Consider the following 23465-nt stretch of genomic DNA (forward strand, 5'->3'; position numbering starts at 1 on the left):
TTAGTTCCGATTGTTGTTCAACTGCCGTTCATTGTTGGACATTTGGACTGCAAACCTGCAACTCGAGGACGAAGTCGCGACTCACGGATCGACGTTCGAAAGAGAAAATCGAAGACTTTCGCTCGGTCCCTACGTGTGGCGCTCGAGCAGGTCGTAGCTCCGCTCCCACTCGGCGTCGTCGTCGAAGTAGCGCTCGGCGAGCGGTTCCTGCGGGACGCGGCCGAGATCTTTCTTCTCCTGCTGGTAGGATGGACTCTCGTCGTCGACGTAGTATCGACCGGTGAGGACGGTTCCCTCGTTGAGAACGTCTTCGGTCTCGTGCATCATCTGGGCGGCTTCGCCGCGGTCGGTGACGTCGAAGTCGTAGTCATCGGACTCCTGGACGTCGATATAGGGGACGTACTGGCGCGCGTCCTTGTTCCAGGTCGGACACTGGGTGAGGAAATCGACGTGTGCAAAGCCGTCGTGTTCGATGGCTTCGGCGATGATTTCCTTGGCCTGGTTCGGGTTGACGGCGGCCGTTCGGGCGATGTAGGTCGCGCCCGAGGTCAGCGACATCGAGAGCGGGCGGATCGGCGTCTTCGCCGTTCCACCGGGCTGGGTCTTTGACTTGTGACCCTTCGGGCTCGTTGGCGAGGTCTGGCCCTTCGTCAGGCCGAAAATCTCGTTGTTGAACACGATGTAGGTCATATCGTGGTTCTCTCGAGCCGTGTGGATGAAGTGGTTCCCACCGATCCCGTAGCCGTCACCGTCGCCGCCTGCGGCGATCACTTCGAGGCCGTCGTTTGCCAGTTTCGCCGCGCGGGCGACTGGAAGCGAACGGCCGTGGATGGTGTGAAAGCCGTACGTGTCGAGATAGCTGTTGAGCTTCCCCGAGCAGCCGATTCCGGTACAGACGAGCGTTTCTTCGGGGGTTCGCCCGACTTCCGGAAGCGCCTGTTTCAGCGATTTGAGTACACCGAAGTCACCACAGCCCGGACACCACGTCGGCTGTGGCTCGACCCCTGGGGTGTACTCCTCGCGGTCGATCTCTCGTTCGTCGCCAATTGCGTTGAAAGCACTCATGGTTAGTCACCTGCTGCGGGTTCGATGTGTACCTGTGCGGACGGTTCTTCCTCGCCACCGTTGAGGTTGATCTCGGCGGATTCGACGACCTCTGCCGGTTCGAACGGGTTCCCGTTGTACTTCAGCAGGCTCGTCATCTTCTCGCCGTACCGGCCGAGTTCCTTCTGGATCAGGCCGCGGAACTGGGCGGTGGCGTTCATCTCGACGACCATCGCTTCGTCGACGCTCTCTAAGAATTCGACCATCTCAGTCTCTGGGAACGGCATCATATCGGAGACGCCGACCGCTTTGACCGAGTGACCGTTCTCGTTGAGTCGGTCGACCGCTTCCGCGACGGCCCCCTGGGAGGAGCCCCAGGTGATGATGCCGAAGTCGGCCGACTCGTCGCCGAAGTAGGTCTGATTCGAGTCGTGTTCTTCGTCGAGTTCCTCGCGGATGTGGTCGAGCTTCTGGATGCGGCGGCTCATCTGATAGACCCGATTGTCGGGGTCTTCGCTGATGTGGCCGACCGGCGAGTGCTCGTTACCCGTCGCGAGGTAGCGTCCACCCTTCTGGCCGGGAAGCGACCGCGGGCTGACGCCGTTTTCCGCGCCCGATTCGTGTTCGTACGCGAACCGGTGGAACTTCCCTGAGGCGTCGTGTGCGGCCTCCTTGAGTTCCTCTTCGGTTAGCGTCGAGCCGAGGTCTGGGTTCGGCTCGCGGTCGAAGAACTCGACGGGAACGTTCGTGTTCTCGCCCGAAAGCTTCTGATCGTAGATGATGATCGCCGGAATCTGGTACTCGTAGGCGATGTGGAACGCGAGTCGCGTCTGCTCGTAACACTCCTCGATAGTCGCCGGTGCGAAGACGACTCGAGAGGAGTCGCCCTGGCTCGTATAGAGGACGAACTCGAGGTCGCCCTGTTCGGGTTTGGTCGGCATCCCGGTCGAGGGACCGGCGCGCATCGACTCAAGCAGAACGATCGGCGTCTCGGTCATCTCGGCGAGGCCGAGCGGTTCGCTCATCAGTGCGAAGCCGCCGCCCGACGATCCGGACATCGCTTTCGCGCCAGCGTGGCTCGCACCGACGGCGAGGGCCGCGGCGGCGATTTCGTCTTCGACCTGCTCAGCGATCCCTCCCATATCGGGGAAGTTCTGGCTGAGGATCGTAAAGACGTCCGTCCACGGCGTCATCGGGTAGCCCGCGATGAACCGACAGCCCTCGTCGATCGAGCCGTAGGCGATCGCGTTCGAACCCGAGAGCAACGCCTGCTCGGTCTCGTGTTCGCCAGTTGGGGCACGAAGATCGTGTTCGAACTCGTACTCCTCGTTGACGATCTCATAGGCCTCGTGGAGGATCTCGAGATTCGACTCGAGGACGTCCCCGCCCATCGCGTCGCTCATCAGGTCCTCAATGTGCTCGAGATCCATGTCGAGCAGAGCCGCGGTGACACCGACACCGGCGGTGTTACGCATGACTTCGCGGCCGTGTTCTTTCGCGAGGCCGCGAAGGTCCATCGGGAAGACGTGCCAGTCGTTCTCCTCGGCACGTTCCTCGAGATTGAGATCGGCGACGTCCTCCTCGCTGACGAGGCCTTCGTCGTAGACGATGATCCCGCCCTCGCGGAGTTCGTCTAAGTTCTCCGAGAGCGGCTTGATCTCTTCGTTTCCGTAGTAGGCCTCTTCCTGAGGGTTCCGCGCGAACGAGTCACCCAGCGCGAGCAGGAAGTTGTAGCCGTCTCCTCGTGACTGTACCTCGTCGGCCGATGCGCGAATTTCGACGTACGTGTGACCACCGCGAATCCGTGACGGATAGTGTCGGTGGGTGAATACGTGCAAGCCTGCGCGCATCAGCGCCTTCGCAAAGTTCTGGCTCGTCGAGTCGATTCCATCCCCGGAACCCCCTGCGATTCGCCAGATGAGTTCGTCATCGCTCATAGTAATGTCATGGCCGGTGGGCCAGCAGTATCACAATCTTCGGTCTACCGTCCCTAAAGACTTTGCTATAGATTGCCATGCATCTATCGTGAAGAATGAACAACCATCCACTTTAGGTGCCAGAATCCCTCATATTCGTTAGGAAGATTCACCAAAAGTAGAAGATTCCTGCCGTTCGAAAACCAATTTCAGGGAATACGTAAGTGTATTGGACACTCGTACAATAGTCTTGCAGATAACTGATCGATTGGTTTTGAGAAGAGCAAGAGGGAGCCGGGATAGCAGGTAAATCCGACAACACGTTACCGAGTCATCGAGTGGCTCTCGACGCTAAAAAGACGAGACGGCTCGGGGCTACTCGTTCTGTGGGTTACTCGGGTGATACTCGGTGTCGTACGTTCCAGGCTGATCGTCGACCCGATCGGGATTGATTCGGCCCGACAGCAACATGAAGTCGACCAGCGTCAACGCGAGCATCGCTTCGACGACCGGGACGCCTCGAGGCGGCAGTACCGGGTCGTGACGGCCGATGACTTTCTCCTCTTTGAGTTCCCCCGTCTCCCAGTCGGCCGTCTGTTGGCTCTTCGGAATCGAGGTCGGCGCGTGCAGGGTGACTTCGCCGTAGATCGGTTCGCCCGAACTGATCCCGCCCTGGATGCCGCCGTGGTCGTTTTCGACCGGCGTCGGGTTCCCCTCCGAGTCGAACTCCCAGTCGTCGTTGCGGTCTTTCCCCGTATATTCGCGCGCTTGGCGGCCGAGGCCGAACTCGAACGCCGTCGTCGCTGGAACGGCCATCATGGCCTGACCGAGCCGTGCCGAGAGCGAATCGAATCGCGGCGCCCCCAGTCCGGTCGGCACGCCCTGGGCTTCGAAGTAGATCGAACCGCCGATCGAGTCGCCTTCCTCTTGGTAGTCCTCGATGAGATCCTGCATCTCAGTCGCCGTCTCGGGATGTGCACAGCGAACGTCGTTTTCCTCGCTGTGCTCGAGCATTTCCTCGAAGCTGACTTCCGGCGCTTGCACATCGCCGATCTGGTTGACGTGAGCCTTGAGTTCGATTCCCTGTGCGGAGAGGAGCTTCTTCGCGATGGCTCCCGCCGCGACCCAGTTGACGGTTTCGCGTGCGGACGATCGGCCGCCGCCGCCCCAGTTTCGCGTTCCGAACTTCGCTGAGTAGGTAAAGTCCCCGTGTGACGGCCGCGGCGCGGTGATGAATGGCTCGTACTTGCCGGATCGCGCATCCTTGTTCTGGATGATCATCCCGATCGGCGTCCCCGTCGTATAGCCGTCCTGAACACCCGACTTGATCGAGACGTCGTCGGCTTCGCCCCGACTCGTCGTGATCATCGACTGGCCCGGCTTCCGCCGGTCGAGGTCCCCCTGAATGTCCGATTCGGATAGCTCGAGGCCGGCGGGACAGCCCGAAACCGTACAACCCATCGCCTCGCCGTGACTCTCGCCGAACGTGGTCACCTGGAAGAGGCGACCGAACTCGTTGCCGTTCATTACCGTCACCTCAGAGACGCGGACACTTAGCGGTACAGGATTGGCCTGAATTTTCGGGGGGTTCGACGAAACGGTCCGCGCGGAGAACCTATTCGCTTCCCTGAAAATCATGGGATTGTGTGATTCGCACAACACATAACCGTCCCATCGTTGTAGCCTGGTGTTATGTATCGACGCCGCGTGCTTCTCGCCGGAGTCAGTGGCACAGTAATCGCGGTCAGCGGCTGTCTCTCGGGAGAGAGCGAGTCAGATCCGAAGAGCGACTCGAGCGACGGATTCGAAACGGTCAACGGCTCCGAATCGGACGGATCCGATGGCGGACTCGAGGGCGAACCGACCGACGAATCCGAATTCGAGAACACCGACGCGACGCCCGAACCACCGGCTGATCCCGCCGACCCCGTCGCAACGTCGCGAACCGGCAGTCTACTCGGTGAGGGGCGGAGCCACCAGATTCGAATCTGGAATCTCGCGGATGACTATCGAACCGTAGCGTACGACCTCGGGAACGCCGACGACACTGGCGGACAGACGTCGGTCGTCGGGAGCTACGGACTTGCCCCGGAACAGCACGTCCTCGTGGAACTCTTTGATCGGGAGTCGTACGAACTCGAGATTTCGGCGGACGGCACCTCCCTCGGTATTGACGGCGACGAACCAATCGAACTCGAGGAAGCGCGGTTCGACGACGCTTGCCCGCGAACCGACGTCTTCGTCGGCGCGGAAACGGATCTCGTGATCAGCGAAGACGCCGAAGCCGATCACTGCTCGGGATAAACTGGCGGAGACCGTGACGGATGCATAGAACTACAGTCGTACGCGGTTGAGGAAATTAACGATCCGCTCAATCGAAGTGGAACTGGTCGATCGCTCGAGACGAGCGGTAGACCGAAAGCGCACCGAGAACGATCGCCATCAGGGCACTGGTAATAGCACCAATCAGTCCGAGCACGAGCGGTTGCAGGCCGAGCCAGTCGGCGACGAATTCGTTGATTATTCCGGTATGTGCGATCAGGGTTGGCATCGCGGCGATAAAGAGGACGATCGAGAACGCGGTAAAGGCGATCGTACTCGGGATGATCGCCTCTTGACTTCGAGAGACGCTCACTTCCTCGTAGCGCGGGAAGATCGTCCCGATTCCCGAAGCGAGCGGGCCCGCACAGAGTGCGAGAACGATACACGAAAGGGTAAACGTGGAGACGAGCGTCAACGACATCGGACTCGCGATACCCAGGGAAGCGGTCGAGACGGCAGTCAGCGGAACGCCAATAAGCGCGCCGGCGAAGACGTGCCCGGCGACCAGGGTCTTACCGGATTCGAGTCCGAGCACCGTTACGGGAAGCGTGGCCCCCTCGTTTCCGAGCACGTTCAGGGTGAACAGGGTTCCAGTGATCCAGGCACCGCACAGGCCGACGAGAATCGGTAAGGAACCGCCGATACTGCCGGTCTGTACCGTCGTCGTAATCGGCATCGCGAGAAAGATCAGCGGATAGAGCACGAACGACAGCGTGATCGGCGCACGTCGGGCTCGAGCCCAGTCGACTCGAGCCACCCCGTATATCGGTCGGGGAACGAGCGATGCCAATCTGGATTCTTCCGTCTCCGCCGCCGGTGTTTTCGTCTCTGTATGATCGACGCGGACAGGGTCGGTATACCAGAGCCATCTCGCGAGGTGGCCGAGTGCCGTCGGGGCGATTGCCACACCGAGGACGCTAATTCCGACTGCGCCGGCGGCTCGGAATACCGACGCCTCGGAACTGAGCGTCAGGAGTGCGAGATCGCCGAACCAGACCAGCGGCGTCTGGGCGAACACTGTGATGAGCGGATCGAGCACCGAGCCGACCGACTGGGTAAAGATAACACCGAAATAAACGAGGCCGAGAAGGCCGAGAAACACCGTTCGAAGGCGGGTGAGTAGCCGGGAACGGACGCCGGAGTTTTTCACTGCGAGTGCGAGTGCGAATCCGGAGAGGATCCCGAGTGTGACGATCGCACAGATCGTCACGAACAGCAGAAGTGCAATGAGCGCTGACTGTGCACCAACGGCAAACGCGAGTGAACCGATGCCGCCGAGTGCGACGGCTGGTATTCCCCAGAGTAACAGCTCCGCGACGACGAGTCCGCCGATGAGTTCGCGATGCGAAATCGTCGTCAGCAGTCCATCGGAATGATCGGGATCTAATCCGGTCGCGTATATTCGATAGCCGCTCAATCCCGTGACGAACAACCAGCCGTAGACGATACCGATGTGACTTATCGCGAGCGGGTCGTCAACGTTGCCAGCCTGCACGTTGTGTCCGAAGAAAAACATTGCCGCAATCCCCATCAACGCGAACAGACTCCCGAAACCGACTGCAATGACGATAGCGAGTAACTGCCACCCGTTATCCCGCAGTTTACGCCACCGTCGGCGAAGTTCTGTTTTACCGATGGTCCAGACGTGAGCGGTCGCCGCGGAACGTGTCCCCAGATTCATAGGAATTTCACCACCGTCTATTCACCCATCACCGGTGCGCCGTGGTCGGTCGTCACCGAAAGGAACACGTCCTCGAGCGTCGTGCCTTCGGCGGCCTCGAGCGTTCCGGTCAGCTTCTGGGGGTCTCCTTCCTCGACGATCCGTCCCTGATAGAGGACGCCGACGAGATCAGCGAGTTCCTCGACGACTGGGAGAATGTGCGTCGAGAGAAAGACAGTGTGACCCTCGTCGGTGACTTCGGAAATAACGTCGAGGACAGTCCGAGCGGCTCGAGGGTCAAGCCCGGAGGTCGGCTCGTCGAGAAAGACGACTTCGGGTTCGTGGAGCAGCGCCTGAATGAGGCCGATCTTCTGGCGCATCCCTTTCGAGTAGGCCTCGATCCGTTTGCCGGCGTCCCCGGCGAGGTCGAATCGGTCTAGCCAGAAGTTGATTCGTTCGGTAGCGGTCTCCGCGGGGATATCGCGGAGGCGCGCGAAGTACTTGAGTTGCTCTCGACCCGTAAGCTCGTCGAACACCGGCGGATCTTCGGGAAGATACCCCAGCGATGATCGGACGGCGTCGCGGTCGGTAATCGGTTCACCCATAATCGTCGCGTTACCGGAGGTTGGGCGAGTTAGCGTTGTCAGCATTCGCATTGTGGTGGTCTTTCCGGCTCCGTTCGGTCCGAGGAAGCCGTACACCGTCCCTTGCGGGACGACGAGGTCGAGTCGGTCGACGACGGTGGTGCCGTCGAATTGCTTCGTGAGGTCAGTTGCTGTGATTGCGTTCATATGTTGAAAGCTGGATGGTGATTAGTCTCAATCAGGGCTCGGGTACAAAAATAACCTGTCATTCGTTTCGGAACGTTCGCGAAAGTGGTTTCGAGTATCACGCGAGAAGATGAGTTGCGATCCATTCGCACCCCCAGGGCCGAAGTCGCGTCAGCAGCCAATTCATGGGCATCCCTTCCTTTCTGTACTACCCATATAACTCAGTCTACCGTTTTCTGATTCAGAAAACCCGGTCGTACTCCGTGGATAGCAGTCGCGCGAACTCACTCCCGGTCGAATTTCACATCAGGGTGAGGGCTTCCCTCGAGGCGTCACTCCGATCGATCGACGGATGCACCCAGTTCCGACAGCGTGTCGAAGAACCCGGGGAACGAGACGTCGACGTGTTCGGCCCCCTGGATCGTCGTCTCGCCGTCGGCGACGAGTCCGGCGAGCGCCAGCGACATGACGATCCGGTGGTCCGCACGGCCGTCGACCGTCGCGCCTCGGATGGTCGACTCGTCGCCGTGAACCGTCAGCGAGTCCCGCGTCTCGGTCGTTTCAACCCCCATCTTTCCGAGTTCCTCGGCCATCGCGCTCACGCGATCGGTTTCCTTGAAGCGGACGTGTTCGGCGTTCGTAATTCGGGTGTCCCCGTCCGCGACTGCGCCGAGAGTCGCGACCGTCGGCAGCAGGTCGGGTGTATCTTCGACGGACACTTCGATTCCCTCGAGCGGCGCTTTCGAGACGTCGATCGTACCGTCCTCGCGATTCCACTCGACAACTGCACCCATCCGATCGACAATGTCGACGATTGCGGTGTCCCCCTGCGCGCTCGGGTTGGCACCCTCGATGCGGAGGCCGTCCTGACTCGCGATGGCTCCCGCTGCGAGCGGATACGAGATCGACGAGAAGTCGCCGGGAACGGCGTACTCACCGCCCTCGGGCGCGTAGGACTGTCCGCCGGGAACCGCGAACCCGTCCGCGGTCGCTTCGGCGTCGACGCCGAAGTCGGCTAACACCTCGATCGTGATGTCGACGTACGGCGCAGACTTGAGCTCCGTCTCGAGGTCGATCTCGAGACCGTCTGCGGTCACTGCTCCCGCCAGTAACAGGGCGGTGATGTACTGGGAGGAGACGTCGCCAGGGATCGAGACGCTGTCACCGGAAAACGGACCGGAGACGACCAGCGGTGCCTGCCCGTTCTTTCGCGTGCTTTCGGCCTCGGCTCCGAGATCCGTGAGCGCATCGAGAAGCGGCCCTTGCGGGCGTGAACGGAGCGACTCGTCTCCGGTAAGCACGCTGGTGCCGTCGACGAGGGCGGCCGCCGCGGTTACGAGCCGCATCGTCGTGCCGCTGTTATCGCAGTCGATCACGTCCGCCGGGACCTCGGGGTCGCCGTCGAAGCCCTCGATCTCGAGCGTGCCGTCCTCGCGTCGATTTACGGTCCCACCGAACAGTTCCACCGCGCGCGCAGTCGCTCGCGTGTCCGCGCTCCAGAGGGCGTCCCGGACTGTCGCCTGCTCGGCGTAGCCCGACGCGAGAATCGCCCGATGGGTGTAGCTCTTAGATGGCGGTGCCGTCGCCGTTCCCCGAAGACTCGAGGGAGCGAGCGTGACGTTCATGCTCGATCTGTGGGGTGGATACCCTATACCGATACCGATACGCCGTCTCCACGAACGGCTACGGGCAGCCGATCGACGACGCGATATCTTCGAGCGGTTCACCAATGTGCGGGCTCGATACCTCGAAACTCAGCTCCTCGCATTCCCAGAAGATGCTCTCGATGTTGCCGTCGCGGAGATACGCTTCGTGGCCATCGATTTCGATTGGCTCGAGTACATCCTCGTTGTGTCGTGACGATTCGCGGACGGCGACGAACAGTTCGCGCTCGGCCGTGCTCGTATCGACGTACCAGCTCGTCGCCGTCGTGCTGAAGGATTTGTCGAGGACGGTAATCCGATCCAGATCGAACGCCTCGGGAACGTCCGGTTCAGGTAGCTCGTAGGGAACCACCGCCTCCGCAGCGGCTGGGGATTCGTATACTCCGACGGGTTCCATCCCGACTGACTCGACATCGGCATCTTCCGGCGGGTCGTACGTGAACGTTCCATCCTCGAGACCCTCGTTGATCTCGAGTTCGTCGTACGTTACCGTCAGGCTGTGCAGGGTCGTTTCGTCCGTTTCGACGCGCGTTCGTTCTTTGATCGGGTATCGGTGTTCGTCGTCGATCCAGATCGTTCGGACGACTTCCGCCTCGTCGATCTCCCCATCATCTGCCATCCCGAGCGGAATGACGTAGACCGTTTCGCCGACCAAGAGTTCGATGGATCGCTCGAGTTCGTCATCCGATTTCGGCGTGGCGTCGACGACGTGAGTCTCCCTGTCGCCGACCGTGTCGGTTCCGTCGTATGCGAGCTCGTAGTCCTCGAGCAAGGTTTCCAGAACGAGACGCGTCCGATCGGCGACGATGCGATTGGGGTGGTGTCGTTCCAGAACCCGGTCCATCGTCGGATCGTAGCCCCAGGTAACTGCCTGGTTTCGTACCGAAACCGTCCCCGTCGGTGCTCGCGAATCGGTCGACTTGAGGACCTCCTTTCGCTGAGCATCCGGCGGACGCTGGTAGAGCCGTTCCGTCCGTTCGACAGACTCTTCGGGCGTTTCGGCGGTCATCGTCCGAACGGCGGCGAGGTCGTCGATCTCCGCACGTGCGTCGATCGCCTCCTGAACGAGTTCGTCACTTGCCGGATCCCCCTCCGAGCTGGCGGTCTCGAAACAACCGGCGAGCGCGACTGTCGCTCCCGCTGTGATGAGACGTCGACGGTGCATATATCCTGATTGTATGGTATATTGATAAGAGTGAGGATTCGAGTCGAGCGCGACTGACTCCCCCAGCGTCTGCGCACAGATTTCCGAACTCGTCGGCTACTCGCCCAATTCCGAGACCCTCGAAATTATGTACTCGCCCGCCACAGTTCTGGCTATGGATATCGATCTCTCGCCGCTCCGGTCGGCCCTCGAGGCCGAGGGTATCGACGGCTACCTCATCGACGCGGATGGGTCGGACTCCGATCAGCGGTACGTCTCCGATTTTACCGCGCCGGATCCGTACCAGACGCTGGTCACGACAAACGGCGGAGCCGTCGACTCGAGCGATACCGGGGGACGAGAGGGGGTCAACCTGCTGGTCTCCGGACTCGAGTACGGTCGGGCCCGAAACGAAGCCGAGGTCGACTCGATCGCCCGCCGCGCCGATTTCGACTACCGGGAACTCGTCGCGGAGTACGGCCCGTACGAAGGAAAGATTCGCGCTATCGCAGCGTTTCTCGAGTCCCACGACGTCGAATCTGTCGCCGTTCCCGCGGGCTTTCCGACGGGGACCGCAGACGGCCTCCGAGAGCAGGGACTCTCCGTGACGGTCGAACCCGACGGAATCGTCGAAACGGAGATTCGCGCGAGCAAGACCGAGTGGGAGATCGAACAGATTCAGGCGACCCAGCGAGCCAACGAGCAGGCGATGGCCGTCGCCGAAGGGATGATCGCGTCCGCCGACGTCGAAGACGGGATCCTCGTCCACGAGGGCGACCCGTTGACGAGCGAACGCGTCACCGAGGAGATCGAAATCACGCTCCTTCGACACGGGTGCGGTCTCGACGAGACGATCGTGGCCGCCGGAGCCGACGGAGCCGACCCTCATAACCGCGGTAGCGGGCCGCTCGAGGCCGGCGAACTGATCGTGATCGATATTTTCCCGCGGGACAAGGAGACGGGCTACTTCGGCGATATGACGCGTACGTTCCTGCGCGGGGAGCCGAGCGAGGAACAGCGACGGCGCTACGACGTGACTGAGAAAGCGTACGAAGCGGCACTCGAGGCCGTCGAGGCGGGCGTAACGGGATCGGCCGTTCACGATGTCGCCTGCGACGTCATCGAAAATGCCGGCTACGAAAGCCTTCGAAGCGATCCGACGACGAAAACGGGGTTCATCCACAACACGGGTCACGGGGTCGGCCTCGACATCCACGAACAGCCGACGGTTTCGCCGTCCGGCGGCGAACTCGAGCCCGGCCACGTCATCAGTATCGAGCCCGGCATCTACGATCCCGCCGTCGGCGGCGTCCGTATCGAGGATCTGGTCGTCGTTACCGAAGACGGCCACAGGAATTTCAACGAGTACGAGGTTCGCCTCGAGCCCAGTGACTAAGATCCAAGGCAGGAAGCCGACAGCGTAACCGCCAGAACGAGCAGTCGATGAAGACCGAAATTGCGGAACTAGGCGAACGTTACGCTTCCGTACAGATCTCGAGGAAATTCTCGAAGACTTCGTCTCCCTCTTCGGTATGGGCGACCTCCGGGTGCCACTGGACGCCGTAGAGGTCCCGATCGGTGTCACTCATCGCCTCGATCCCACAGACGTCGCTCGAGGCGGTGCGTTCGAACCCGTCCGGAACTTCTTTGACCTCGTCGGCGTGACTCGCCCAGACGCGGGTTTCGGGGTGGAGCGAACCCGTAAGCGGGTCCTCGGGTGAGAGGAGGTCGACGGTGACGTCCGCGTACCCGCCGTACTCACCGCTCCCGACGCGACCACCGAACTCCTCGGCGATCAACTGCATGCCCAGACAGATTCCCAGAACCGGCATCTCCGACTCGAGATACTCTGCGGAGCGACCCGTCCGATCCATGTCCGGACCGCCGGAGAGGACGACGCCGTCGGCGTCGACGTCTTCGGGCGGCGTGTCGTTGTCGATCAGTTCCGAGTCAACGCCGAGGTCGCGAAGCGCTCGATCCTCGAGATGCGTAAATTGGCCGTGGTTATCCACCACAACGATCTTCGTCATTGGCGGAACGTAGCGGATCAGACGGTAAAAACGGTCCGGAACCGAGCCTGAGAGTCGATCCTCACTCGCTCGAGCGGTGACCGTGTAGCGTTTTGGGTCGTCCTCCCCGAAACGGGCGTTTCGAACGCTTCCCAGCCAGCCGTCCGCAACGATCATGGACATTCGGTACGTTTATGGACGCCTCCCAAGAGGATTCGTGTATGGCCGTTGATCTCAGTGAGTTCGACCATCCGGCGTGGCTGACCGCGGTAGGAACCGGCGTGGGGTATCTGTTGATTCTCGTTCTCTTGACAGTCCTGCTGTTTCTTATTCCATGGCAGATCTTCGCGATGCTTTGATCGAAGCCGCCGATTACTCGCCATGATCCGTTCGGACGGATCGTCCGTTAGATCGGACGTCTTCTCTCCTTGAGATCCTCCCCGCTCTGAAGGGCGAGGGGTTCTCCTCGCACTTCCGTAAGTCCTCGATTTGGCCAGCGCGCTTCTCACCACCGGTAGGAAGAATCTGCAGCGGTCTTGAGGAGAGTGGTGCTACCGGACGGGAGTCGAGAGCAGTGGTTCAAACGAGGGTCGAGAGACTACCAACTGTCGAAAACACGGTAGGCAAAACGTCACGCAATCGAATCGGTCTAACGACCGGTCTGGAGATTTCAGGCGAACGTCTTCGAGACGTCTTCGGTCTCATCGGAGCTGGCCTGTACCTTCTCCCAGGCGTTCTGGAAGTCTTCCATCGCGATTTCGGTTCGGTCGTCGCGAATCGCGAACATCCCGGCTTCGGTACAGATCGCCTTGACGTCCGCGCCGGAGGCCTCCTCGGCTTCGGCGGCGAGCGTGTCGAACTCGACGTCGTCGGCGACGTTCATGCCTCGAGTGTGGATCTGGAAGATGAGTTCCCGACCCTCCTCGTCAGGTTTCGGAACCTCGATAAGGCGGTCGAAGCGGCCGGGACGAAGGATGGCGCGGTCGAGCATATCGAAGCGGTTCGTGGCCGCGATGATACGGATCTCGCCGCGCTCTTCGAAGCCGTCCATCTCCGAGAGCAGTTGCATCATCGTCCGTTGGACCTCGGCGTCGCCGGAGGTCTTGGACTCCGTTCGTTTCGCGGCGATCGCGTCGATCTCGTCGATGAAGATGACCGCGGGTTCGTGTTCGCGGGCGACCTCGAAGAGGTCACGAACCAGCTTGGCACCCTCGCCGATGAATTTGTGGACCAGTTCCGAGCCGGCCATCTTGATGAAGGTGGCGTCGGTCTGGTTGGCGACTGCTTTGGCGAGCATCGTTTTTCCCGTCCCTGGCGGGCCGTGGAGGAGGACGCCGCTCGGCGGGTCGATCCCGACGTCGTCGAACATGCCGGGTTTCTTCATCGGCATCTCAACGGTCTCGCGGACCTCCTGTAGCTGGTCCTCGAGCCCGCCGATATCCTCGTAATCGACCTCGGGGCTCTGGGTGACTTCCATTACGCGAGCCCGGACGTCGGTTTCTCCTGAGAGCGTCTTGACGACCGAGAGGGAGTTGTTGACAGCAACTCGAGAGTCCGGTTCGAGGTCCTCACGCATCTCTTCGGTGACTTCGGTGAGGGCTTCCTGGTTGTTGCCGTGTTGTTTGATAATAACGCCTTCGTCGGTCAGTTCCTGCACCGTCGCGACGAACAGCGGTGACTGCTTTAGCTTCTTGTTTTCGTGGGTGAGTCGCTCGAGTTTCTGCTGGTATTTGTTGTTCTCGGCGTTCGCATCGAGGAGTTTGTCACGCATCTCCTCGTTTTGCGACTCGAGGATCTCCAGACGGTCCTCGAGCGACTGCATTTTCTCCTGTTGGGACGCCTCGTCCTCATCGTATGGGAGGTCGACGTCGTCCACAGTGTCGCTCATCAACCCACTCTTGGGTGTTGGTTCATAAGAGACTTCGGGTCGATACACTGCCGGTGACTGTATTACTCTGGGGCATTTATTGAAACAGAAAATATTATTACCTTGTATCCGAAACGGGTACTACGATGAGTGCTTCAGAGCCGTTTCGACAGGAAGCCGACCCCCGCGGAAGCTGGGAGGACGTTCGAGATCTCCCGCCGAGTGCGAAACTCGTCGCGAAGGTACTCGAGTACAACGACACGATGACCCAACAGCAGATCGCAGACGAGACCCTGCTTCCGGCGCGGACAGTTCGATACGCGCTGAACCGACTCGACGAGGAAAACGTCATCGACTCCCGGTTCTCGTTTTCCGACGCACGAAAGCGACTCTACACGCTCGACATCGAATCCTGACGGTCTCGTAGTTCCCTACGGCTTTCTTTCTCTCTTCGCTCGAACTCGACAGAGGAAGTCACTTTCACCGCGGTCACGGAAGCCATTTAGGCTAGCCACAGTAACGTCACTGTAGATGACGCGGGTGATACACACGGGTGATACCCACATCGGGTACCAGCAGTACAACGCACCCGAGCGACGGCGGGACTTTCTCGAGGCATTTCGCGAGGTCGTCGACGATGCGGTCGAAGACGACGTCGACGCGGTGATCCACGCGGGTGACCTCTTTCACGACCGACGGCCGGGACTGGCGGATCTGCAAGGAACGGTCGAGGTCTTGCGGCGACTTGACGATGCCGACATTCCGTTTCTGGCGGTCGTCGGCAACCACGAATCGAAACGCGACGGCCAGTGGCTCGACCTGTTCGCCGACCTCGGCCTCGCGACTCGACTCGACGCCGACCCGTACGTCCTCGAGGAGGTTGCACTCTACGGACTCGATTTCGTCCCCCGGTCGCGACGGGACGGCCTCGAGTACGAGTTCGAACCGCTCCCCGACGCCGCCGAGCACGCGGCGCTGGTGACCCACGGTCTGTTCGAGCCGTTCGCCCACGCCGACTGGGATACGGAACGGCTCCTCAAGGAGTCGACCGTCGATTTCGACGCCGTTTTGCTCGGCGATAATCACAAACCCGACACCGCAGAGGTGCTCGAGACGTGGGTCACGTATTGTGGATCCACGGAGCGAGCGAGCGCGAGCGAGCGCGAGGAGCGAGGATACAACATCGTCACGTTCGACGCCGGGACCGGGACCCAATCGGAAGACGGTGGAACAGACGACGTGACGATCCGCAGACGCGGTCTCGCCGACACTCGAGCGTTCGTCTTCGTCGATGTCGAACTCAATGAGGAGGAGGGAATCGACCGGGTACAGGATCGCGTCCGGGAGTACGATCTCGAGGACGCGGTCGTGATCGTCACCGTCGAAGGCGAGGGGCGGCCGATCACCCCCGCGACCGTCGAGGAGCTCGCGACCGACCGGGGCGCGTTAGTCTCCCGAGTCAACGATCGGCGAGAGCTTCCCGACCAGGACGATGAGGTTTCGGTCAGCTTCGCGGATCCCGACGAAGCCGTCCGCGAACGGGTCCGCGAGTTGGGTCTCAGCGACGCGGCGTTGAACCTCGATCGAACGGTGCGAAAGACCGACCTCGCGGATTCGAACGTCCGCGAGACCGCAGAACGGTTGGTTCGGGACCTCCTCGAGGAGGACGAGTCGGCGTTCGAACCCGCTCCGGATCGCGATCCCGCGGAGGTGACAACGGTCGCCGACGCGCTTGGAGACGGTAAGGGGGCCGATGACCCAGACGGGGAAGCGACCGACGAGCCCGATTCCGATGCGGAAAAAGTGACACCGGTGGGGGATGACGACGAACCGGAGACGGCTCCGATCGACGCGGACGTGAGTTCTTCTGTGGAATCGACCGAAGCAGCCGAACCGGACAGCCTGGATAGCGACGAAGCACCGGACAGCGCCGAGGACGGCAAAAGGCCGGAGAGTTCCGAGGAGGACGGAAGGCTGGACAGCGCCGAGGACGAGCACGAATCGGACGACGTCGGAGCCGAGGACGAATCAGTCGATCACGACCGAGAGAGCGAGCCTGCGACGGACCGTTCGGAAGGGGCAGAAACCACGTCGCTCGGTGATTTCGCATGAAAGTCGAACGAATACGGCTTCGGAACTTCAAGTGCTACGGCGACGCCGACCTCGGCCTCGAGCGAGGGGTCACCATCGTCCACGGCGTCAACGGGAGCGGCAAGTCGACGCTCCTCGAGGGCGTCTTTTTCGCGCTCTACGGCTCGAAAGCGCTGGACAATCGCACGCTCGACGACGTGATTACGACGGGCGAGGAGGAAGCCGAAGTCGAGCTGGCGTTTCGCCACGACGATGTCGACTACCGGATCGAGCGTCACCTGAAGCTTCGCGGCGATCGGGCGACGACGACCAAGTGCGTACTCGAGACTCCGAACTCGACGATCGAGGGCGCGACCGATGTTCGCCGGAAGGTGACGAATCTGTTGCGGATGGACGCCGAGGCGTTCGTCAACTGCGCGTACGTCAGGCAGGGGGAGGTGAACAAGCTTATTCACGCCTCGCCGAGCGATCGTCAGGACATGATAGACGACCTCCTGCAACTGGGCGCACTCGAGGAGTACCGCGAACGCGCAAGCGACGCGCGACTGGGCGTGAAGACGGTACTTGACGGCCAACGGGACGTACTGGAGGACCTTCGAAACCAGGTCGATCAGAAGGAGGACAAGGAACTCCATGAACGGCTGAACGAACTCGAGTCCAGACGGGCCGATATCGCGAACGAGATCGAGAACTTCGAATCCCAGCGGGAGAACGCGAGCGAGACGCTCGAGGCGTCGACGGAAGTTCTCGAGCGCCACGAGGAGACGCGCGAGGAGATCGAGACCCTCGAGGAGGAGATCGAGACGCTCCGATCGAAAATCAACGAAACCGAGCGCAAACGCGAGAACGCGAGCGAAACGATCGACGAGCGAAAGTCGCGCCGAGACGAGCTCGCGGACGAACGCGAGACGATCACGGCGGAGATCGACCACGCGAACGAATCCGATGGCGACGGCGATGCTATCGGTGACGACGACACCCCTGAATCGATCGAGCTCCCCCAAGCGCTCGAGTCGACCGCCGATGTCGAAGAGCGGATCGACGCGCTCGAGGGCCGAGACGAACAGCTACGCGACGACCTCGAAACGCTCCGGGTCGAAATCAACGAGCGGTCGAACGAGAAAGAGCGACTGGAAACCGAAGCGGACGAGTTCGAGTCCGAGGCGACACAAAAACGCGAGAAAGCAACCGAGCTCGAGTCGAAGATAGCCGACGACGAAAACGCGATCGACGAGCGCGAGGAGAAGCTCTCGACGCTCGACGAACGGATCGAAACGGCCCGCGAGCGGTTCGAAGGGAGCTCGATCGACTTCGGCGACGCGGCTGACCGCCGCGAGACGGTCGCCGAGGAGCGCAAAGCGGTCGTCTCGGAGCTCGGCGACGTCGCTGCGGAGATCAAAGCCGTCGAAAGCTCGATCGAGGAGGGTGAAACGTTGCTCGCGGAAGGAAAGTGTCCCGAGTGCGGCCAGCCGGTCGAGGACTCCCCACATGTCAACGTACTCGAGGAAAAGCGCGAGACGCTCTCCGAACTCGAGGAAAAGCGCGAGGCACTCGAGGAGGAGCGCGAGGAATTGGACGAGCGAATCGACCGCGCGGAGACGCTCCGCGAGGCCGAACGCGATGTCGAGCGGCTCTCGGACAACCGCCAGAACGTCGCGCAACTGCTCGAGGAAAAGCGCGAGACGCTCTCGGACCGTCGCGATCGATGCGAGGAACTGCGCGAAACGGCGGACGAGCTCGAGTCGGAAGCCGAAGAGAAGCGAGAAGCCACGGACGACATCGAAGCGGCCATCGGTGACTCCCGGAGCGAACTCGGCGAGATTAACGGAACGCGCGGCGATATCAGGGCCGAACTGGAGGATCTACACCGACTCGTCGAGATCGACGACGAGCGCGAGGAGATCGAACGCGAGATCGAAAACGCCCGCGAGCGCCGCGAGGACTGGCAGACGATGAACGACGAGCGGCGCGAACAGCTCTCGAACAAGCGGGATCGGAAACGAGCGCTCGAGGACGAGTTCGACGAGCAACGGGTCGAGCAGGCTCGCGAACGGAAACGAAGCGCCGAAGACTACCTCGAGAAAGTCGACGAGAAGCTCTCGACGCTTCGCGAGAAGCGAAACGAGGTACAGAACGCGATCGGCGGCGTCGAGAACGAACTCGAGGAGCTCGAACGCCTGCGCGAGCGACTCGAGTCGATCGAATCGCGTTGTGACGACCTCGAGTCGCTGTACGAGGAAGCCGAAACCCTTCAGGCGACCTACGGCGAGCTGCGGGCGGAGCTTCGCCAGCGCAACGTCGAAACGCTCGAGCGGCTCTTGAACGAGACGTTCGAGCTGGTCTATCAGAACGATTCGTACGCCTCGATCGATCTCGACGGACAGTACCGATTGACGGTGTATCAGAAAGACGGCGAACCGCTCGAGCCCGAACAGCTCTCGGGCGGCGAACGGGCCCTGTTCAACCTCAGTCTGCGGTGTGCGATCTACCGACTCTTGGCCGAAGGCGTCGAGGGAACCGCGCCGATGCCGCCGCTGATCCTCGACGAGCCGACGGTGTTTCTTGATTCGGGCCACGTCACGCAACTCGTTTCGCTGGTCGAGTCGATGCGCGACCTCGGCGTCGAACAGATCGTCGTCGTGAGCCACGACGAGGAACTCGTCGGTGCCGCGGACGAACTCGTCCGCGTCGAAAAAGATGCGACGTCAAACCGGTCGGAACTCGAGCGCGGCGAGCCGCCCGAGATCGCGTTGCTCGGCTCCGACTGATCTTTACAGGTCGGCTGGTTCGAGTTTGTCGTTCAGTCTGTCCTTCTCGAGAACGTATCGACCGACTTCACTCCGTTCGAATCCCCTCGAGCGCATCCGTCCCGGTTTCGGTGACGCGATACCCGCGTTCGCCCGAGACCTCCGTCTCTGCGAGCAGATCGGCGGCCGTGAGTACGGCGAGCGTTCCGTGAAGGTCGCTTTCACAGAAGGCGGTATCGCCCAGGATCGTCCGAACGCGGGTCGGACCCCGGTCGGCGAGTTCGAACAGCAGTCCGAGCGTCTTCTCGTCGTGGACGTTCGTGACGAGCGTTCGAACCGGATCGGCGACGCCGCTCGCGGCCGTCTCGAGCGGCGACTGGTCGGTAGCCTCAAGTCGGTCGTTGCGGACGTAACATTCGTTACCGGTTGCCGGATCCCGGACGAGACTCGCATCGTCCGATCTTTTCAAGAGAACGTAGTCGGTTCCGTCGTCGTCACGTACGGTTTTCATGGTGTAGGTAGTGTGTTACCGCTCTGAGGAGGGGTCTGAGTCAAGGGAGTCCTGGGATCGAAAAGCCCTGTATCGGCGGTACGCGAGCCCGAACAGGACGAGGCCGCCGACAGCAAGGACGCCACCGATGGTCGTCATTCCCTGGATGAAAAACAACATCACGCCGAGTGAGAACGCGAGCAACGCGGCGTTGACCGCGACAACGATCGCCCAGAAGTGTTGAAACACTGCTTTCGGAACGTCCGTCTCGTCGGTCGAGACTTCCGGAATCGAAACTTCCGGCGGCGAAACCGTCGGATGCTCGGGCTCTTCGGGCGTTACGTCGGGAATCGTAATCGAATCGCTCTCCGGGTCTTCGAACTCCGCCTCCGGATCGTATTCATCCGGTTCGTTTTCGGATCGCTCGAACACCACAGAAGTGAGAACGGCCACGAATGGCAAAAGCATTCGCGTTCGTCTCCATCCACCTTCAGGTTAGCTTGTCGACATTCGTTCTCCTGTCGTCGGTACGCCCGGTCAAACGATCTCTTTGAGCGGGAGCGTCTGCGTCGTCTCGACCCACGCGAGGGGGTTTTCGGCGTCATAAAAAACGACGCCGTCGTCCGTTTCGTACGATTCGATCGTTTCGGTGCCCGTGGGTTCACTACTCGGTGCGTCGGCCGTCGTCTCGTCGGTAACTCGAGTGGACACTTCGATCACCTTGGACCATGCTATGTGTTACCAATTTATAGGTCTTATTGCCTCTGCAATATCACGTTCGGCGACGCGACCGGAGTACACGGCCGTCGCTCGCCGGTTCGAACCGCCCGAAGAACCGTATGCGGGGGTTTTTATCCGACGGCTCCAAAATCAGCAACCATGACTGACGCGGGACAGACCGGACTCGACTCGTTTTCTGCCGAGTCCGGGGAGCGACCGGACGAGGAGGCGATGGCCGTCGCGGGCAACGGCGGGACGGAGCGCCCGGAAGTGGTCGACGTCGTCGAGGAGACCCTGCCGGACGCGACGGGCGAACTCGAGCTCGCCGTGATGCAGGTCGATTACACGATCGACGGCTACGGCGACGACGAGCGGGTTATCATGAACGTCTTCGGGCGCACGCCGGCAGGGGACTTAGAGCACATTCGCGTTCTGGGCTTCAAGCCGTATTTCTACGCACCCACGGATTCGCTCGACCGGCCGCCCGAAGAGGAGTACGACCGCCTGACTGGGAGCGAGGAAACCGGCAAAAACGGAGAGCCCTACGAGAGCATTCGCGGCGAGCGGTTGACGAAAATATTCGGACAGACGCCTCGAGACGTCGGGAAAGTCAGAGACGAGTTCGACCACTTTGAGGCCGACGTGTTGTTCCCGAACCGTTTTCTCATCGACAAGGATATTCGAAGCGGTATCACGGTGACCGAGCGCCGAAACGACGACGGGACGCTCGTCGTCCCCCACGACGAAGTGGTCGCCACAGATGTCGACGCCGACCCGCGGGTCAATACGTTCGACATCGAAGTCAACGACCGGGCCGGATTCCCCGAAGACGGCGAAGAGCCCATCGTCTGTCTTACGAGCCACGACTCCTATCGCGACGAGTACATCATGTGGCTCTTCGAAGCGCCGGACGGCGAGGGACAGATTCCCGGCGAAATCGACGAGTACGAGCCGATCGAAGGTGAGATCGAACACGAAGTTCGCGCGTTTTCGGAGGAAGAAGCGATGCTCGAGGCGTTCGTCGACTACATCGACGACACCGACCCGGACATCCTCACCGGCTGGAACTTCGAGGACTTCGACTGTCCGTACTTTCTGGATCGACTCGAGGAACTCGAAGGGCCCCACCACGACTACGATCTGAATTCGGACCGACTCTCGCGGGTCAACGAGGTCTGGCGAAGCAACTGGGGCGGCCCCGACGTGAAAGGTCGCGTCGTCTTTGATCTGCTCTATGCCTACCAGCGGATGGTCTTCTCGGAGCTCGATTCGTACAGGCTCGACGCCGTCGGCGAGGCCGAACTCGGCGTTGGGAAAGAACGGTACGCCGGCTCGATCGGCGACCTCTGGGAGGACGATCCGACGCGGTTGCTCGAGTACAACCTCCGGGACGTCGAACTCTGCGTCGAACTCGACCGCCAGCAGTCGATCGTGCCCTTCTGGGACGAGGTGCGCTCGTTCGTCGGTTGCAAGCTCGAGGACGCGCCGACGCCCGGCGATACGGTCGACATGTACGTCCTCCATCAGGCTCACGGCCAGTTCTCCCTTCCCTCGAAAGGCCAACAGGAAGCCGACGAGGAATACGAGGGCGGGGCCGTCTTCGAGCCGATTACGGGCGTTCGAGAGAACGTGACCGTGCTCGACCTGAAGAGTCTGTACCCGATGTGCATGGTGACGATCAACGCCTCGCCGGAGACGAAAGTCGATCCCGACGAGTACGACGGCGAGACGCATATCGCACCGTCGGGAACCCACTTCCAGAAAAAGCCCGACGGGGTCATGCGGGAGATGATCAACCAACTGCTCGCCGAACGAGAGGAAAAGAAGTCGCTTCGAAACGAGTACGAACCCGGAAGCCGGGAGTACGAGCAGTACGACCGCCAGCAGGGTGCCGTCAAGGTTATTATGAATTCGCTCTACGGCGTATCGGGATGGGAACGCTTCCGGCTCTACGATAAGGACGCCGCGTCCGCAATTACCGCAACGGGGCGCGAAGTTATCGAGTTTACCGAAACCGCGTCGAAGGAACTCGACCATACCGTCGCTTACGGAGATACGGATTCTGTCATGTTGGAACTCGGACCGGATGTCTCGAGAGAACAAGCGCTCGAGCAATCGTTCGACATCGAGGACTACGTTAACGACCGGTACGACGACTTCGCACGCGAGGAACTGAACGCGGAGGAACACCGCTTCCAGATCGAATTCGAGAAGCTGTATCGTCGGTTCTTCCAGGCCGGGACGAAGAAACGCTACGCGGGACACATCATCTGGAAGGAGGGCAAAGACGTCGACGACATCGACATCACCGGGTTCGAGTACAAGCGCTCGGACATCGCCCCGATCACCAAAGAGGTCCAGCACCAGGTCATCGAGATGATCGTCCGCCAGGGCGATATCGAGGGCGTCAAAGAGTACGTCAACGGAATCATCGAAGAGTTCGAGTCGGGCAACGCAAACCCCGAAGAGATCGCCATTCCGGGCGGCATCGGGAAACGGCTCGACAACTACGACACCGACACCGCACAGGTTCGCGGCGCGAAGTACGCGAATCTTCTGCTTGGAACCAACTTCGACCGCGGGAGCAAGCCCAAACGGCTGTATCTCGATCGCGTTGATCCATCCTTCTTCCGCAAACTCGAGGAGAACAACGAGTTCGACGCCCGACGCGATCCCCTTTACGGCGCGTTCAAGCGCGATCCGGACGTCATCTGCTTCGAGTACGACGACCAGATTCCCCCCGAGTTCGAGATCGATTACGATACGATGCTCGAGAAGACGTTAAAGGGACCGATCGAGCGCATTCTCGAGGCGCTCGACGTCTCGTGGGAGGAGGTCAAATCCGGACAGGAGCAGACAGGTCTCGACAACTTCATGTGATCGAGTCGCGGTGTGACTGTGCGACCGCCGAACGTTTGGGCCGAAACGCGCGCTGTCGCCGGAACACTTTCACTTTCCAAAAATTATCTTCCGAAATCGGAACCGTAACCAATTAGATACCAAACCCTTATCACTCACACG

19 protein-coding genes are annotated in these 23465 nt (G+C 60.9%); 7 read left to right on the plus strand and 12 right to left on the minus strand.

The features are described 5' to 3' along the window. Positions 1-129: 129 nt before the first annotated feature. The 3 genes from QNM96_RS01075 to aroC all read right to left on the minus strand — a co-directional run bounded on the left by QNM96_RS01075 (position 130) and on the right by aroC (position 4487). A complete protein-coding gene (locus QNM96_RS01075; RefSeq protein WP_283834155.1) occupies positions 130-1065 on the minus strand; it encodes a thiamine pyrophosphate-dependent enzyme in 936 nt (311 codons plus the stop codon). A 2-nt stretch (positions 1066-1067) separates the two neighbouring features. Beyond that, positions 1068-2981 (minus strand): 2-oxoacid:acceptor oxidoreductase subunit alpha, encoded by a 1914-nt coding sequence (locus QNM96_RS01080; RefSeq protein ID WP_283834156.1) that lies wholly within the window; start codon positions 2979-2981, stop codon positions 1068-1070. A 354-nt stretch (positions 2982-3335) separates the two neighbouring features. After that, positions 3336-4487, minus strand: coding sequence for a chorismate synthase (gene aroC / locus QNM96_RS01085; protein WP_283834157.1), 1152 nt, complete (start codon positions 4485-4487; stop codon positions 3336-3338). Positions 4488-4652: 165 nt separating this feature from the next. On the opposite strand from aroC, the gene QNM96_RS01090 reads away from it, so the two are divergent. After that, on the plus strand, positions 4653-5264 hold the full coding sequence (locus tag QNM96_RS01090) for a hypothetical protein (RefSeq protein WP_283834158.1): 612 nt from the start codon (positions 4653-4655) through the stop codon (positions 5262-5264). 67 nt (positions 5265-5331) lie between these two features. Here QNM96_RS01090 and QNM96_RS01095 read toward each other — a convergent pair whose 3' ends face one another. The 4 genes from QNM96_RS01095 to QNM96_RS01110 form a co-directional block, all read right to left on the minus strand. Next, positions 5332-6963 (minus strand): hypothetical protein, encoded by a 1632-nt coding sequence (locus tag QNM96_RS01095; protein ID WP_283834159.1) that lies wholly within the window; start codon positions 6961-6963, stop codon positions 5332-5334. Positions 6964-6980: 17 nt separating this feature from the next. Continuing rightward, on the minus strand, positions 6981-7733 hold the full coding sequence (locus tag QNM96_RS01100) for an ABC transporter ATP-binding protein (RefSeq protein WP_283834160.1): 753 nt from the start codon (positions 7731-7733) through the stop codon (positions 6981-6983). 311 nt (positions 7734-8044) lie between these two features. Then, entirely contained in the window at positions 8045-9337 is a 1293-nt protein-coding gene (gene aroA, locus QNM96_RS01105; RefSeq protein WP_283834161.1) for a 3-phosphoshikimate 1-carboxyvinyltransferase, read from the minus strand. Between the two features lie 58 nt (positions 9338-9395). Further along, positions 9396-10541 carry a DUF2092 domain-containing protein gene (locus QNM96_RS01110; RefSeq protein WP_283834162.1) on the minus strand — a complete coding sequence of 382 codons (1146 nt, stop codon included), beginning with the start codon at positions 10539-10541 and terminating at the stop codon, positions 9396-9398. A gap of 148 nt (positions 10542-10689) precedes the next feature. Between QNM96_RS01110 and QNM96_RS01115 the strand changes: the two genes are divergently transcribed. Further along, on the plus strand, positions 10690-11916 hold the full coding sequence (locus QNM96_RS01115; protein ID WP_283834971.1) for a Xaa-Pro peptidase family protein: 1227 nt from the start codon (positions 10690-10692) through the stop codon (positions 11914-11916). A gap of 79 nt (positions 11917-11995) precedes the next feature. Here the strand turns inward: QNM96_RS01115 and QNM96_RS01120 are convergent, their stop codons facing one another. After that, positions 11996-12550: a GMP synthase subunit A gene (locus QNM96_RS01120; protein WP_283834972.1), complete on the minus strand. Its 555-nt coding sequence runs from the start codon at positions 12548-12550 to the stop codon at positions 11996-11998. Positions 12551-12750: 200 nt separating this feature from the next. On the opposite strand from QNM96_RS01120, the gene QNM96_RS01125 reads away from it, so the two are divergent. After that, entirely contained in the window at positions 12751-12888 is a 138-nt protein-coding gene (locus QNM96_RS01125; RefSeq protein ID WP_283834163.1) for a hypothetical protein, read from the plus strand. Positions 12889-13199: 311 nt separating this feature from the next. On the opposite strand, the gene QNM96_RS01130 is transcribed toward QNM96_RS01125, so the two are convergent. After that, positions 13200-14417 carry a proteasome-activating nucleotidase gene (locus QNM96_RS01130; RefSeq protein ID WP_283834164.1) on the minus strand — a complete coding sequence of 406 codons (1218 nt, stop codon included), beginning with the start codon at positions 14415-14417 and terminating at the stop codon, positions 13200-13202. A 125-nt stretch (positions 14418-14542) separates the two neighbouring features. On the opposite strand from QNM96_RS01130, the gene QNM96_RS01135 reads away from it, so the two are divergent. The 3 genes from QNM96_RS01135 (at position 14543) to rad50 (ending at position 19255) form a co-directional block, all read left to right on the plus strand. Then, complete coding sequence (locus tag QNM96_RS01135) at positions 14543-14812, plus strand: helix-turn-helix domain-containing protein (RefSeq protein ID WP_283834165.1); 270 nt, start codon at positions 14543-14545, stop codon at positions 14810-14812. 115 nt (positions 14813-14927) lie between these two features. Next, positions 14928-16508: a DNA double-strand break repair protein Mre11 gene (mre11, locus tag QNM96_RS01140; protein ID WP_283834166.1), complete on the plus strand. Its 1581-nt coding sequence runs from the start codon at positions 14928-14930 to the stop codon at positions 16506-16508. Beyond that, positions 16505-19255 carry a DNA double-strand break repair ATPase Rad50 gene (rad50, locus tag QNM96_RS01145; RefSeq protein ID WP_283834167.1) on the plus strand — a complete coding sequence of 917 codons (2751 nt, stop codon included), beginning with the start codon at positions 16505-16507 and terminating at the stop codon, positions 19253-19255. The genes mre11 and rad50 overlap by 4 nt, the downstream gene beginning before the upstream one ends. A 67-nt stretch (positions 19256-19322) precedes the next feature. Here rad50 and QNM96_RS01150 read toward each other — a convergent pair whose 3' ends face one another. From QNM96_RS01150 to QNM96_RS01160, 3 genes are all read right to left on the minus strand, one after another. Further along, positions 19323-19745, minus strand: a complete 423-nt coding sequence (locus tag QNM96_RS01150; protein ID WP_283834168.1) for a hypothetical protein — start codon at positions 19743-19745, stop codon at positions 19323-19325. A gap of 15 nt (positions 19746-19760) precedes the next feature. Then, a complete protein-coding gene (locus QNM96_RS01155; protein ID WP_283834169.1) occupies positions 19761-20192 on the minus strand; it encodes a hypothetical protein in 432 nt (143 codons plus the stop codon). Between the two features lie 69 nt (positions 20193-20261). Further along, entirely contained in the window at positions 20262-20444 is a 183-nt protein-coding gene (locus QNM96_RS01160; protein ID WP_283834170.1) for a hypothetical protein, read from the minus strand. Positions 20445-20603: 159 nt separating this feature from the next. Here QNM96_RS01160 and QNM96_RS01165 point away from each other — a divergent pair, with 159 nt between their 5' ends. Further along, complete coding sequence (locus QNM96_RS01165; RefSeq protein ID WP_283834171.1) at positions 20604-23324, plus strand: DNA-directed DNA polymerase; 2721 nt, start codon at positions 20604-20606, stop codon at positions 23322-23324. Positions 23325-23465 lie beyond the last annotated feature (141 nt).

The sequence above is a fragment of the Halostagnicola sp. A-GB9-2 genome (assembly GCF_030068615.1).
GTDB lineage: Archaea > Halobacteriota > Halobacteria > Halobacteriales > Natrialbaceae > Halostagnicola.

Bases quoted from the DNA above. Each gene is read 5' to 3' on its own strand.
- QNM96_RS01075 (WP_283834155.1), bottom strand. From the start codon at position 1,065: ATGAGTGCTTTCAACGCAATTGGCGACGAACGAGAGATCGACCGCGAG.
- QNM96_RS01080 (WP_283834156.1), bottom strand. From the start codon at position 2,981: ATGAGCGATGACGAACTCATCTGGCGAATCGCAGGGGGTTCCGGGGAT.
- aroC (WP_283834157.1), bottom strand. From the start codon at position 4,487: ATGAACGGCAACGAGTTCGGTCGCCTCTTCCAGGTGACCACGTTCGGC.
- QNM96_RS01090 (WP_283834158.1), top strand. From the start codon at position 4,653: ATGTATCGACGCCGCGTGCTTCTCGCCGGAGTCAGTGGCACAGTAATC.
- QNM96_RS01095 (WP_283834159.1), bottom strand. From the start codon at position 6,963: ATGAATCTGGGGACACGTTCCGCGGCGACCGCTCACGTCTGGACCATC.
- QNM96_RS01100 (WP_283834160.1), bottom strand. From the start codon at position 7,733: ATGAACGCAATCACAGCAACTGACCTCACGAAGCAATTCGACGGCACC.
- aroA (WP_283834161.1), bottom strand. From the start codon at position 9,337: ATGAACGTCACGCTCGCTCCCTCGAGTCTTCGGGGAACGGCGACGGCA.
- QNM96_RS01110 (WP_283834162.1), bottom strand. From the start codon at position 10,541: ATGCACCGTCGACGTCTCATCACAGCGGGAGCGACAGTCGCGCTCGCC.
- QNM96_RS01120 (WP_283834972.1), bottom strand. From the start codon at position 12,550: ATGACGAAGATCGTTGTGGTGGATAACCACGGCCAATTTACGCATCTC.
- QNM96_RS01125 (WP_283834163.1), top strand. From the start codon at position 12,751: ATGGCCGTTGATCTCAGTGAGTTCGACCATCCGGCGTGGCTGACCGCG.
- QNM96_RS01130 (WP_283834164.1), bottom strand. From the start codon at position 14,417: ATGAGCGACACTGTGGACGACGTCGACCTCCCATACGATGAGGACGAG.
- QNM96_RS01135 (WP_283834165.1), top strand. From the start codon at position 14,543: ATGAGTGCTTCAGAGCCGTTTCGACAGGAAGCCGACCCCCGCGGAAGC.
- mre11 (WP_283834166.1), top strand. From the start codon at position 14,928: ATGACGCGGGTGATACACACGGGTGATACCCACATCGGGTACCAGCAG.
- rad50 (WP_283834167.1), top strand. From the start codon at position 16,505: ATGAAAGTCGAACGAATACGGCTTCGGAACTTCAAGTGCTACGGCGAC.
- QNM96_RS01150 (WP_283834168.1), bottom strand. From the start codon at position 19,745: ATGAAAACCGTACGTGACGACGACGGAACCGACTACGTTCTCTTGAAA.
- QNM96_RS01155 (WP_283834169.1), bottom strand. From the start codon at position 20,192: ATGCTTTTGCCATTCGTGGCCGTTCTCACTTCTGTGGTGTTCGAGCGA.
- QNM96_RS01165 (WP_283834171.1), top strand. From the start codon at position 20,604: ATGACTGACGCGGGACAGACCGGACTCGACTCGTTTTCTGCCGAGTCC.